This window comes from Novosphingobium sp. GV079, assembly GCF_003058045.1.
GTDB classification, from domain to species: Bacteria; Pseudomonadota; Alphaproteobacteria; order Sphingomonadales; family Sphingomonadaceae; genus Novosphingobium; species Novosphingobium capsulatum.
Window position 1 is genome coordinate 400,122 of record NZ_QBUE01000003.1, and the last position, 12,136, is coordinate 412,257.

Sequence of the window (12,136 nt, forward strand, 5' to 3'; positions counted from 1 at the left end):
GGCTAGGCGCCGATCATCATGGCCAACGACACCTCCAAGCCCCAGAGCTATTCCTACGAACAGGCAGGCGTGAACATCGCCGCCGGCAACGCATTGGTGAAGGCCATCGGCCCGCTCGCCAAGGCCACCGCACGCCCCGGCGCAGACGCCGAACTGGGCGGATTCGGCGGCTTTTTCGATCTCAAGGCGGCGGGGTACAAAGACCCGCTGCTGGTGGCCGGCAACGATGGCGTGGGCACCAAGGTCAAGCTGGCGATCGACCATGACCGCCACGATGCGATCGGCATCGATCTGGTGGCGATGTGCGTCAACGATCTGATCGTGCAGGGCGCCGAGCCGCTGTTCTTCCTCGATTACTTCGCCACCGGCCGGCTCGACAACGGCGTGGCCGAACGAGTCGTGGCGGGCATTGCCGATGGCTGCAAGCTGGCTGGCTGCGCGCTGATCGGTGGCGAAACCGCCGAAATGCCCGGCATGTATGCCGATGGCGACTATGACCTGGCGGGCTTCTGCGTGGGCGCGGTGGAACGCGGCGAACAGCTGACCGGCGACAAGGTGGCCGCGGGCAACGTGCTGCTCGGCCTGGCCTCGTCGGGCGTGCACTCCAACGGCTATTCGCTGGTGCGGCGCCTGGCCGCCGACAAGGGCTGGAAGCTCGATCGCCCTGCCCTGTTCGACAACGAGCGCCTGCTGATCGACGTGCTGATCGAGCCGACGCGCATCTATGTAAAGACGCTGCTGCCGTTCATCCGGTCGGGCCGGATCAATGCCCTGGCGCACATCACCGGCGGCGGTCTCCTCGAAAACGTGCCGCGCGTGCTGCCCAAGGGCCTGCATGCGCGGATCGATGCCGACAGCTGGGAACAGCCGCGCCTGATGGCGTTCCTCCAGGCACAGGGGCACATCGAGCCGGGCGAAATGGCGCGCACGTTCAACTGCGGCATCGGCATGGTGCTGGCCGTAGAAGCGAGCGAGGCGGAAAGCCTGGCAGCCGACCTTTCTGCGGCGGGTGAAACCGTGTTCACTATCGGCACGGTGGTGGAAGGCGACAAGGGCTGCACCGTATTCGGCAGCGCCGAGGCCTGGTCTGCGCGCGAACCGTGGGAAGCGGTGCATATCGGCTGAGGCTTCGGGCTGCGCGGGGCTTCGACAAGCTCAGCCCGAACGGGATAGATGTCGTTTCCCCCCTACCCCACACTCCGTTCGGCCTGAGCTTGTCGAAGGCCGCAGCGCCAACTCAGCGTGCCAAGGAATGAGCAAAGTGGCCAAGGCAAAGGTAGCGGTCTTCATTTCGGGCAGCGGCACCAACATGGCTGCCCTGCTCTATGCCAGCCGCGCCCAGGATTGCCCGTACGAGATCGTGCTGGTGCTATCCAACGATCCGGCGGCCAAGGGCTTGGCCCTGGCTGCGGCCGAGGGCGTGGCCACCTTTGCCCTGCCGCACAAGGGCATCCCCCGCGCAGACCATGATGCGCTGATGGAAGCGCAAGTGCTGGCCTCCGGTGCGCGCTATATCGCGCTGGCGGGTTACATGCGTATCCTCTCGCCCGAATTCGTGGCGCGGTGGGAGGGGCGCATGCTCAACATCCACCCTTCGCTGCTGCCGCTTTACAAGGGCCTGCACACGCACGAACGCGCGATCGCGGCGGGTGACAGCCATGGCGGCTGCACCGTGCACCTGGTCACGCCCGAACTGGACGACGGGCCGATCCTGGGCCAGACGCCGGTGGCGATCCTGCCGGGCGACACGCCCGAAGCCCTGGCCGCGCGCGTGCTGTTTGCAGAGCACCAGCTCTATTCCCGTTGCCTCGAACGCCTGGTGACGCGCGAGACCAGCCCCGAATGGCTGACGGCGCAAGTGCGTGCCCGCGCCATGGCTCTGCCCGAAGCTGATGAAGTGAGCAGCCATGGCATGGCCTGCTTTGGCGTGACCAAGGGCAAGAAGTTTGCCTATGTCAGCGCCGATCACCATGGCGACAGGCGCGTGGCGCTGCTGGTCAAGATCAGCGGGATCGAGGAACAGGCGCAACTGATCGAGAACGATCCCGACCGGTTTTACCGCCCGGCCTATTTCGGCGACGGCTGGATCGCCATCCGCCTCGATACCGGCGCAGTGGATTGGGACGATATCGCCGCCTGGTTGCAGCGTAGCTGGATGGCCATCGCGCCGCGCCGGCTGGCGGCCATGCTGGAGTTTTGAGACCGATGGCCGCCGATCCCATGCGCCGGGTCTATATCCACGTCGGCCTGCAATCGTTTGTTGAATCGAGCGGCGGGCTGTTCATCGCTGGCTTCCTGGTCAGCCAGGGCTTTTCCAACGGCATGGCCCTGGCCGCTTTTGCCGGCACGCTGCTGGCGCGCTTTGCCCTGCGCGGGCTGGTCCTGCCGCTGGCGTGGCGAGCAGGCCTGCGCACCGTGGTGCTGGCAGGCGTGCTGGTGCGGGTGGTCAGCTTCCTGCTGCTGCCGCTGGTGCCCGGCGTCGGGCCGGTGCCAGCGGCCGGCATGCTGGCGCTGTTCATCCTCGTGACGGGCCTGGGCAGTGTGCTCTATTGGACCGGCTGGCACAGCTTTGTCTCGGCGCTGGCCGATAGCGACCGTGGCGGCCGGCAGGTCTCGATCCAGCAGGCCACCACCGCCGTGGTCGGCATCGTCGCCCCCCTGGTGGGCGGCGTGCTGGTCGACCGCGCCGGGCCGATGATCGGTTTTGGCACGATCGCGCTGGTGCAGCTCGCGGCCGTGCTGCCATTGATCGGCGCGCCCAATCCGCATGTCGCGCGCGAGGCGATGCTCGATCGCCAACTCACCGCCTTTGCCCGCCGGCTCTACCTGTCGGAAGGGTTTCACGCCGGCTGCGCCACGGTGATCTGGAACCTGGCGCTGTTCGTCACGCTGGGCCAGCACTTCGATGCCTTTGGCGGGGCGATTGCCGTGGCCGGCGTCGCGGCGGCGGCTGGCAGCCTGTTGATCGGGCACCTGATTGACGGCGGGCGGCCGCTCCATTCGCTGGCGCTGGCCTATGGCGCGGCAATCCTGGCGCTGGTGGCCAAAGCCCTGGCCTTCGCCACGCCGCTCGCCGCAGTGGGCGCCACGGCGCTGGGCGCGCTGGTCACGCCGATGGCGGCCACGGCCATGCTGGCGCCGCTCTATGCCATGGCGCGGGCCTCGTCGTGCACCTTGCGCTTCAACATGGCCACCGAGGGTGGCTGGGACCTGGGCTGCTCGCTCGCCTGCCTGATCGCGGCGGGGCTGCTGGAAGCAGGCGCGGGCTTTCGTCTGCCGATCCTGCTGGGCCTGATCGCGGTGGCGGCGATCTGGCGCATGCTGGCGCTGTGGTATGGCCGCCAGGGCGTAACCGCCTGATCGCGCAGCGCCGGCGCTGGACAAACCCGCGCCGGGGTGGGACGTAGTCCGGGCATGACCGCGTACCACTGGATATTCCTGGCCCTGGCCACCGTGGCAGAAGTGGTCACGCTCTTGCGGGTGATCCTGCGGCCCCATCGCGATCCGGCGGCGCGCCTCGCGTGGCTGGTCGCGGTCATGGTGCTGCCGGGCCTGGGCATTCCCGCCTATATCCTGTGGGGCGATACGCGCCTGATCCGCCGCCGCCGGCTGCACGGCCTGGCGATCGAGGCCGCCCTGCCCCGCCCGCCGGTCGATCCCGGCGGCGCGGCCATGGTCGCGGCCAGCCCGTGGCAGCCGCCTTTTGCCCTGGCCGCGGCGATCAACGGCCTTGCCCCCACCGCCGGCAACCGCGCCACGATCGCGCCGGATAACCGCGCCGCGATTGCCGGCATGATCGCCGATATCGACGCGGCGCAGGCCAGCGTGCACCTGTGCTTTTACATCTGGCTCGATGATGACAGCGGCGTTGCGCTGGCCCAGGCGCTGATCCGCGCGGCCCGGCGCGGCGTGGTGGTGCGGGTGCTGGCCGATGCGCTGGGGTCGCGCCGCTTCCTGCGCTCGACCCATTGGGCGGCGATGCGCCAGGCCGGCGTCGATGCGCGCGAGGCGCTGCCGGTGGGCAATCTGGTGTGGACGATGATCCGTGGCCGGGTCGACCTGCGCAACCATCGCAAAGCGATGATCGTGGACAACGCCATCGCCTGGTGCGGCAGCCAGAACGCCGCCGATCCCGAATTCCGCATCAAGCCACGCTTTGCCCCATGGGTTGACGTGATGACCCGCTGGAACGGCCCGATCGCCCGCCACTGGCAATTCCTGTTCGCGGCCGACTGGATGGCCGAAGGCGGCGACGATCTGTCTGCCCTGCTCACCGCCCCGCTGGCGCTGTGCGGTGAAGGCGTGGTGGCGCAGGGCATCGGCACCGGGCCGACCGTGGCCTATGGCGCGATGAACGCCTGCTTTGCCGCCCTGATCCACGCCGCCCGCCGCAGCCTGACCATCACCACGCCCTATTTCGTGCCGGGCGAGCAAGTCTTGACCGCGCTGGTCAGCGCCGCACGGCGCGGCGTTGCCGTGACGCTGATCGTGCCACGCCGCAACGACAGCCGGTTCGTGGCCGCCGCCAGCCGCAGCTATTATCCATCGCTGCTGGAAGCGGGCGTGGAAATCTTTGAATTCCTTCCCGGCCTGCTGCACGCCAAGACCATGGTGGCTGATGACAATGCCGGCATCATCGGTTCGGCCAATCTCGACCGCCGCAGCTTCGAGCTGAATTTCGAGAACAACATCCTGTTCGCCGATGCCACCCTGGCACGCGACCTTGCCGCGCGGCAGCAGCAATGGCTGGAACAGTGCCTGGCGATCACCCCGGCAATGGCGGCGCGCACCACGCTGATCAAGCGACTGTGGCGCAATACCCTGGCCATGATGAGCCCGCTGTTGTGAAGCCCATAAAAAAGGGCCGGAAAGCGCGCTGCTTTCCGGCCCTTTTCAGGCGGTGATCCGATGGGATCAGCCGACGATTTCTTCGGGCTTGAAGAAGAAGGCGATTTCGATCGCGGCGTTTTCTTCCGAGTCCGAACCGTGGACGGTGTTGGCTTCGATCGATTCGGCCAGTTCCTTGCGGATCGTGCCGGCATCGGCGTTGGCCGGGTTGGTGGCGCCCATGATGTCGCGGTTGCGCTTCACGGCGTCTTCGCCTTCGAGCACCTGCACCACGACCGGGCCGCTGGTCATGAACGAGACCAGGTCACCGAAGAAGGGGCGTTCGCGGTGCACGCCATAGAAGCCTTCGGCCTGTTCCTTGGTCATCTGGATGCGCTTGGAAGCAACGACGCGCAGGCCGGCTTCTTCCAGCATCTTGGTGACCGCGCCGGTCAGATTGCGGCGGGTGGCGTCGGGCTTGATGATCGAGAAGGTGCGGGTAACCGCCATGATGCGTTCCTTAGCGAAAGAAGAATGCTGGTTTTGTTGGGCGCGCCCCTAGCGGGAAAGGGGCGCAACCGCAAGGCACGCCGGCAATCTTACGGGCCTTCACGCCATTTCCCGCCATCCTGGCGCCAATATTTGCGCTCCACGCCTTCGCGCTGGCCCAAAAGGCGCCAGGTGGCGCGCGCGTCGTCGATGCGATCGGGCGGGAACAGCAGGAACACGCGGGCCGCCTCGCTCTCGCGCCAGCCGCCATCGGCCAGTGCCAGGAACTGCGCGCCATTGGCCGGCGCGACCGTGGTGGACAGGAGAATGGGCTGGCGCGCATCGTGCGGTCCGCCGGCCTGGCCATTGGCCAGGAAGGTATCGGGCAGCCGCGTCCACAGCGCCTCGCCAATGCGATCAAGCTGGCCCTTGTCTTCGGACACCACCAGCAGGCGCTCGCCCGCACCCAGCGTGTTGCGCGCGATCAGCGGCAAGACCAGTTCGGCCGGATCGCGGGACAGCTGGTAGAAATCGACGCGCATGGGGTTCCTTCTTGGCTTGCGCTTGGCTTCGCACCACCCCCAACCCCCTCCTCTGAAGAGGAGGGGGCTGAGAGAAGCGCTGTTCTCCCCCTCCTCTTCAGAGGAGGGGATCGGGGGTGGTGGAGGCCTAAGCCGCCCCAGCCCCACCCTTGCCGCGCCGGCAGCGGTCGGAACAATACTTCACATTGTCCCAGTCTCGCTCCCATTTCTTGCGCCAGGTGAACGGCAGGCCACATGCGGCGCAGGTCTTGCTTGGCAGGTCAGACTTGCGCCGCATCTTGGGCATGGCTCTTAGCCTTCCAGCACGTCGCGCACGTAGCGGTCGAGCAGGCGCACGCCAAAGCCGGTGGCGCCCTTGTCGTGGGTGGCGCCGGCCTTGTCGATCCACACCGTGCCAGCGATGTCGAGGTGGGCCCAGGCCACGCCCTTGTCGATGAAGCGGGCCAGGAACTGCGCCGCCGTGATCGAACCACCACCGCGCGGGCCAACATTCTTCATGTCGGCAATCGGGCTGTCGATCAGCTTGTCATAGGCCGGGCCGATCGGCATGCGCCACAGCATGTCACCCACCGCCTTGCCGGCCGCGTCGAGCTGGCTGGCGAGGAGATCATCGTTGGCAAACATGCCGGCATGCTCGTGGCCCAGCGAAATGATGATGGCGCCGGTCAGCGTCGCCAGATCGACGATCGTGGCGGGCTGATATTCCTTTTGCACCCAGGTGAGCGCATCGCACAGCACCAGGCGGCCTTCGGCATCGGTGTTGATCACCTCGATGGTCTGGCCATTCATGCTCTTGACCACGTCGCCGGGACGCTGGGCATTGCCATCGGGCATGTTTTCCACCAGGCCGCACACGCCGATCACGTCGGCTGCGGCATTGCGCCGCGCCAGGGTGAGCATGGTGCCGGCAACGGTGGCAGCGCCGCCCATGTCCCACTTCATGTCTTCCATGCCGGCGGCCGGCTTGATGCTGATCCCGCCGGTGTCAAAGCACACGCCCTTGCCGACGAACGCGGTGGGCTTGGTGCCGGCCTTGCCCTTCCAGCGCATGGCGAGCAGGCGCGGCGTCTTGACCGAGCCCTGCGCCACGCCGAGCAGCGCGCCCATGCCCAGGTCAGCCATCTGCTTTTCATCAAGCACGACGATTTCGACGCCGGTGCCGGCCAGGCGTTCCTGGCAGCGGGCGACGAAGCTTTCGGGATAGATCACGTTGGCCGGCTCGGTCACCAGCTCGCGGGTGAATTCCACGCCTTCGGCCACGGCGCTTTCCACCGCCCACACCGCCTCGGTCCCTTCAGGCGCGGAAATCGCCACGATGGTCTTGAGCGAGGGCTTCTGCTCGTCCTTGAGGCGGGTGCGATAGACCAGGTACTGCCAGGCGCGCAGCCGGGCGGCCAGCAGGACAGCAGCCGCTTCATTGGCGGAGAGGCCGCTGTCGGCAAAATCGATCGCCAGGGCTTCTTCGCCCGAGGTGAGATACTTGGCCACGAGCGCGCCGGCGGCACGCTCCAGCGCGGCGCGGCGATCGGCCGGCGCGGCGCCGGCGGCAAGATCACCCGCGCCGGCAAAGGCGAGGCGCGCCAGGCCTGCGGGGCCATCGACAAAGGCTTCGAACGTCTGCCCCACCTTGCCCGCAAAGCGGGCTGCAGCGGCGCCTTGCGCCACCAGGGCGGGCGTGCCTTCAGGCAGCGGCCCTTCGCCCACGATCCGGCCCACCAGGCGCGGCAGATCGGTTCGGCCCGGGGCAAATACGATGTTCATCAGCAAACTCCTGTCCGAAAGCGGCAACACGTTGCCCACAAGGGAAACCGCGCCGCAATTGTGGGTTTGCAGTTACGACCGACCAGTGCGATAGGCAACCGCATGTCCCCCGTTACGCCGCTTTCCGCCGCCTTCTCCGCTCGAAATCGGCGCCAGTTTTCCCATTGCCTGTCGCTGGGCAGCGCCCGGCATGCCCTGTTGACCGGGGCCATGGGCCTTGGCGCGAGTGTCTGGGCCATGCCGGCCCTGGCACAAGATGCCCCTGTGGGCATGGCACCGGTGACGGAAAAGGCGCCCGCGCCGGTAACGCCGCCCAATGCCGTGGCCGAAGACACCAACGCCGGCAGCGTGATCGCCGCCCCTGCTGGTACGGCCACGGGCAGCGATGCCGCGCAGGGTGATGCGACGAAAACCAACGCCGCCCAGAGCGACCAGGTGCGGTTCGAGGCCGACAAGCTGCAATATGCCAGCGATCCCGACGTGGTCACCGCCACCGGCAATGTCGTGCTGCGGCGCGATGAGCAGACCGTGCGCGCCGATGCCGTGACGTGGAATCGCAAGACCGGCAAGATCGAGGCAACCGGCAACATTCGCGCGGTCGATGAAGGCGGCAACGTGCTCTATACCGACAAGGTAGAGCTGACCGACGAGTTGAAGGCCGGCGCCATGCAGGATCTGCTGGTGGTGCTGCGCGAAGGTGGGCGATTGGCCGCACGCGAGGGCACGCGCGATGCCAACGGCAACCTTACCCTGCACGATGCCGCCTTTTCCGGCTGCGCCGTGGAAAACGAGGATGGCTGCCCCAAGAAGCCGAGCTGGGAAGTTACCGCTGTCAAGGTAACGTGGAACCAGACAACCAAGAAGGTCCATTATTCCGGCGCCACCTTGCGCGTGTTTGGCATTCCGCTGCTGCCGTTGCCCGGGCTGACCCACACCAGCGATTTTCGCGCCGAAACCGGCCTGTTGATCCCCGATATCCGCTCCACCGCGGCCAACGGCGTAGAATTTGCCGATACGTTCTATTGGCGCCTGGGCGACAACAAGGACCTGGAGATCGCCGGCCACCTCTATACCGGTGCGCTGCCGATGATCTCGGGCACCTATCGCCAGCTTACCAGCTTGGGCGCGTTCCAGATCACCGGCTACCTCACGCGCTCTTCGGCCATTCCGGTCTATTCGGCGATCGACGCCGGTTCGGGCGTGGGCACCAGCCAGTGGCGCGGCTATCTCGAGGCCAACGGCAAGCTGCAGTTCGACGAGAACTGGAGCCTGACCGCCTATGGCCGCTATGCCAGCGACCGCACGTTCCTGCGCCGTTACGACATCAGCCGCGATGACCGGCTGCGCTCGTCGATCAACCTCGAACGCATTGGCGACGACAGCTATTTCAGCCTGGCCGGCTGGGCGGTGCAGACGCTGCGCGTGGGTGACAACCAGGGCCAGGTCCCGCTCGCCCTGCCCGCGCTTGACTGGCGCTATCGCATCGCCACGCCGGGCATTGGCGGGCACCTGGAACTGGAAGCCAATACCCTGGCGATCAGCCGCTCTGCCGGGCAGGATACCCAGCGCGCCTTTGCCCGCGCGCAGTGGGATCTGCGCACGGTAACAGGGCTTGGCCAGGAAGTGACATTTACCGCGATGATGCGCGGCGACGTCTATCACAGCGATGCCAACGCGCTGACCACGGTGGATATCTATCGCGGCGTGTCGGGCTGGCAGGCGCGCGGCATCGCCACGGCGGCGGTGGACGTGAAGTGGCCGCTGGTCGGCGCGCTGTTCGGCGGAACGCAGGTGCTGACCCCGCGGGTGCAGCTGGTGGCCACGCCGCACGTGCGCAACACCTCGATCCCCAACGAGGATTCGCGCGCCGCAGACCTGGATGATTCCAACCTCTTCTCGCTCAACCGCTTCAACGGCTATGACCGTTATGAAGACGGCGTGCGCGTGACCTATGGCTTTGACTGGCAGCTGACGCGGCCGGGCTGGCGCATTTCCTCCACCGTGGGGCAAAGCTATCGCCTGTCGGACGAGCAGAGCCTGCTGCCGCCGGGCACCGGGTTGACCGATCGCTTTTCCGATATCGTCGGGCGTACCGACTTGCGGATCAAGGACATCATCCAGTTCACCCACCGCTATCGCCTGGACAAGGACAGCTTCGTCCTGCGCCGCAACGAAATCGATGCGACGATCGGCGATCACCGGACCTATGCCGAGATCGGCTATCTGCGCCTCAACCGCGATATCCCGATCACGTTCGAAGACCTGCGTGATCGCGAGGAACTGCGCGCCGCGGCGCGGGTGGGCTTTGCCCGCTATTTCTCGGTCTTCGCCTCGGGCGTGGTCAACCTGACGACCAAGGCCAGCGATCCGGTCTATGGTTCAGACGGGTTCCAGATGCTGCGCCACCGCCTGGGCGTGGCCTATACCGACGATTGCTTTGACCTGTCGATCACCTGGAAGCGCGACTACGTGACGACCGGTGACGCCACGGCCGGTAACTCGTTCCTGTTCAGCGTATCGCTGCGCGGGCTGGGCTCGCGCTAAAATTAAAGGCAGATTTCCATCACCAAAAGCTCCCCTCCTCTTCAGAGGAGGGGTTGGGGGTGGTGGAAACCTTAAGCCGTCACCGCACAGACGCCTCAACGCCGCGCGTTGTATTCCAGCTGCGCGTTGGTCAGCTGGAAGCCGATCAGATGCTCGAACGTGGCCGAGGCGATGGCCTTCTTCACTTCGGGCAGCGAGAGCGGATCGATCGCGGCATCGGCCTGGCCGGCGCGGCGCTTGCGCGACAGGCGGGCGCGTACATCGGCGGGCAGGCTGGCGGCGGCGCGATCGACGCTGGCACCGGCCTTGGCATGGCCAGTGGCGCGATCCTGGCCATCGGCAAAATCGATCGCCACCGTGCCAAGGCGCTTGGCCACCACGGCCGTGCCACCACGCATCACCACCGAGAAATAGGGCAGTTCGACATGGCGCGCCCCGCGCGTGTCGGTGCGGCGCGCCTCGACATCGAAGGTCGCCTCGCTGGTGACGGGATCGGCCGCCTCGGCGCAGGTGGAACGCAGGTTGGTGATCGCGGCCACCAGATCGATCGCCTGCGAATCGGTGCGGGCCGGATCGGTGAACACGGTCACGTCGCCGGTCATTTCAGGGATTTCCACCGTCGGGCATGCCGTGCGCAGCGCAGTCACGCCCACGCCATCTTCCACCACCAGTTCGCCCTTGTTCTTGGCACAGCCCGTCAGGGCACCGGCCAGCAGCCCGGCCAGCAACGGTGTGCCGATCACGGCCTTGGCAAGCGAGAGACGGCGGCTCTTGGCGATCATCAGGGCAACTTCCTTAAGGCGCAAACAGGGGCAGCACAGGCGCCGCCCGATCTGAAACAGCAGCGGATGCAGCGCATCCTCTACCCACCCCTTGGCGCTTGGGCAATGGCGCTGCCTGGGCGACGGCGATGTTTTGCTGCATCTTTTAAACGCGGCGTTGTTTTACGAGTGGGCCCTGCGCTGCTAAGGACAGGCCCATGAACGCCAGCTTTCCGGATTCCGCCGCCGCCGCCACCCTGCCCGAAACGGGCCTGCCGCCGCTGCACCTTCTGATTGCCGCCCCGCGCGGCTTCTGCGCCGGGGTGGACCGTGCGATCGAGATCGTGGAGCGGGCGATCGAACGCTATGGCGCGCCGGTCTATGTGCGCCACGAAATCGTCCACAACCGCTTCGTGGTCGATACGCTCAAGGCCAAGGGCGCCGTCTTCGTGGAGGAACTGGACGAAGTGCCCGATGGCAAGCCGGTGGTCTTTTCCGCCCATGGCGTGCCCAAGGTGGTGCCGATGGCCGCGACCGAGCGCGGGCTCGACTGGCTGGACGCGACCTGCCCGCTGGTGAGCAAGGTGCACCGCCAGGCCGAACGCAAGGTGGAAGCCGGGCGCCACATCCTGTTCGTGGGCCACAAGGGCCATCCCGAGGTAATCGGCACGATGGGCCAGGTGCCCGAAGGCGCGATGACCCTGGTCGAAACGGTGGAAGACGTGGCCCGGCTGGATTTCCCGGCCGACCAGCGCCTGGCGTTCCTGACGCAGACCACCCTGTCGGTGGACGATACGGCCGAGATCATCGCCGCGCTCAAGGCGCGCTTTCCCAGCATCGTCGGCCCCCGCGCCGAAGACATCTGCTATGCCACGTCCAACCGCCAGGCGGCGGTCAAGGCCATCGCGCCGCGCTGCCAGCTGGTGCTGGTGATCGGCGCGCCCAACAGCTCGAACTCGCTGCGCCTGGTCGAGGTGGCCGAACGCGAGGGTTCCAAGGCCCGCCTGATCCAGCGCGCCACCGAAATCGATCCGGCCTGGCTGGAAGGGGTCACCTCGCTGGGGCTGACGGCCGGCGCTTCGGCCCCCGAAGTGCTGGTGCGCGAAGTGGTGGCCAAGCTTGGCACCTGGCGCCAGGTTCACGAAGAGCCGGTGACCACCACGGAAGAACACATGGTGTTCAAGCTGCCCCGCCAGTTGATGAGCTGAAAGA

11 protein-coding genes are annotated in these 12,136 nt (G+C 66.8%); 6 read left to right on the forward strand and 5 right to left on the reverse strand.

The genetic code is table 11. From position 1 onward, the window contains the following. The first annotated feature begins 18 nt into the window (after positions 1-18). The 4 genes from purM to C8K14_RS05730 all read left to right on the forward strand — a co-directional run bounded on the left by purM (position 19) and on the right by C8K14_RS05730 (position 4,848). On the forward strand, positions 19-1,125 hold the full coding sequence (gene purM, locus C8K14_RS05715) for a phosphoribosylformylglycinamidine cyclo-ligase (RefSeq protein WP_107715972.1): 1,107 nt from the start codon (positions 19-21) through the stop codon (positions 1,123-1,125). A gap of 136 nt (positions 1,126-1,261) precedes the next feature. Next, positions 1,262-2,200 (forward strand): phosphoribosylglycinamide formyltransferase, encoded by a 939-nt coding sequence (purN, locus tag C8K14_RS05720; RefSeq protein WP_107716029.1) that lies wholly within the window; start codon positions 1,262-1,264, stop codon positions 2,198-2,200. A gap of 5 nt (positions 2,201-2,205) precedes the next feature. Next, a complete protein-coding gene (locus C8K14_RS05725) occupies positions 2,206-3,360 on the forward strand; it encodes an MFS transporter (RefSeq protein ID WP_054130705.1) in 1,155 nt (384 codons plus the stop codon). Positions 3,361-3,414: 54 nt separating this feature from the next. After that, the gene (locus C8K14_RS05730) at positions 3,415-4,848 is read left to right on the forward strand and encodes a phospholipase D-like domain-containing protein (RefSeq protein ID WP_107715973.1); all 1,434 of its coding nucleotides are present in this window, start codon (positions 3,415-3,417) and stop codon (positions 4,846-4,848) included. Between the two features lie 66 nt (positions 4,849-4,914). Here the strand turns inward: C8K14_RS05730 and ndk are convergent, their stop codons facing one another. From ndk to C8K14_RS05750, 4 genes are all read right to left on the reverse strand, one after another. Next, complete coding sequence (gene ndk, locus C8K14_RS05735) at positions 4,915-5,337, reverse strand: nucleoside-diphosphate kinase (protein ID WP_022675339.1); 423 nt, start codon at positions 5,335-5,337, stop codon at positions 4,915-4,917. Positions 5,338-5,426: 89 nt separating this feature from the next. Continuing rightward, the gene (locus C8K14_RS05740) at positions 5,427-5,858 is read right to left on the reverse strand and encodes a DNA polymerase III subunit chi (protein WP_107715974.1); all 432 of its coding nucleotides are present in this window, start codon (positions 5,856-5,858) and stop codon (positions 5,427-5,429) included. Between the two features lie 127 nt (positions 5,859-5,985). Beyond that, positions 5,986-6,144 carry a DUF2256 domain-containing protein gene (locus C8K14_RS05745; protein ID WP_082349726.1) on the reverse strand — a complete coding sequence of 53 codons (159 nt, stop codon included), beginning with the start codon at positions 6,142-6,144 and terminating at the stop codon, positions 5,986-5,988. Between the two features lie 5 nt (positions 6,145-6,149). Continuing rightward, a complete protein-coding gene (locus C8K14_RS05750) occupies positions 6,150-7,619 on the reverse strand; it encodes a leucyl aminopeptidase (RefSeq protein ID WP_054130708.1) in 1,470 nt (489 codons plus the stop codon). Positions 7,620-7,721: 102 nt separating this feature from the next. On the opposite strand from C8K14_RS05750, the gene C8K14_RS05755 reads away from it, so the two are divergent. After that, positions 7,722-10,163 (forward strand): LPS-assembly protein LptD, encoded by a 2,442-nt coding sequence (locus C8K14_RS05755; RefSeq protein WP_233250921.1) that lies wholly within the window; start codon positions 7,722-7,724, stop codon positions 10,161-10,163. A gap of 95 nt (positions 10,164-10,258) precedes the next feature. On the opposite strand, the gene C8K14_RS05760 is transcribed toward C8K14_RS05755, so the two are convergent. After that, on the reverse strand, positions 10,259-10,945 hold the full coding sequence (locus C8K14_RS05760) for a hypothetical protein (RefSeq protein ID WP_054130710.1): 687 nt from the start codon (positions 10,943-10,945) through the stop codon (positions 10,259-10,261). Between the two features lie 197 nt (positions 10,946-11,142). Between C8K14_RS05760 and ispH the strand changes: the two genes are divergently transcribed. After that, positions 11,143-12,132, forward strand: coding sequence for a 4-hydroxy-3-methylbut-2-enyl diphosphate reductase (gene ispH, locus C8K14_RS05765; protein WP_062786091.1), 990 nt, complete (start codon positions 11,143-11,145; stop codon positions 12,130-12,132). Positions 12,133-12,136 lie beyond the last annotated feature (4 nt).

Bases quoted from the DNA above. Each gene is read 5' to 3' on its own strand.
- purM (WP_107715972.1), top strand. From the start codon at position 19: ATGGCCAACGACACCTCCAAGCCCCAGAGCTATTCCTACGAACAGGCA.
- C8K14_RS05725 (WP_054130705.1), top strand. From the start codon at position 2,206: ATGGCCGCCGATCCCATGCGCCGGGTCTATATCCACGTCGGCCTGCAA.
- C8K14_RS05730 (WP_107715973.1), top strand. From the start codon at position 3,415: ATGACCGCGTACCACTGGATATTCCTGGCCCTGGCCACCGTGGCAGAA.
- ndk (WP_022675339.1), bottom strand. From the start codon at position 5,337: ATGGCGGTTACCCGCACCTTCTCGATCATCAAGCCCGACGCCACCCGC.
- C8K14_RS05740 (WP_107715974.1), bottom strand. From the start codon at position 5,858: ATGCGCGTCGATTTCTACCAGCTGTCCCGCGATCCGGCCGAACTGGTC.
- C8K14_RS05745 (WP_082349726.1), bottom strand. From the start codon at position 6,144: ATGCCCAAGATGCGGCGCAAGTCTGACCTGCCAAGCAAGACCTGCGCC.
- C8K14_RS05750 (WP_054130708.1), bottom strand. From the start codon at position 7,619: ATGAACATCGTATTTGCCCCGGGCCGAACCGATCTGCCGCGCCTGGTG.
- C8K14_RS05755 (WP_233250921.1), top strand. From the start codon at position 7,722: ATGTCCCCCGTTACGCCGCTTTCCGCCGCCTTCTCCGCTCGAAATCGG.
- C8K14_RS05760 (WP_054130710.1), bottom strand. From the start codon at position 10,945: ATGATCGCCAAGAGCCGCCGTCTCTCGCTTGCCAAGGCCGTGATCGGC.
- ispH (WP_062786091.1), top strand. From the start codon at position 11,143: ATGAACGCCAGCTTTCCGGATTCCGCCGCCGCCGCCACCCTGCCCGAA.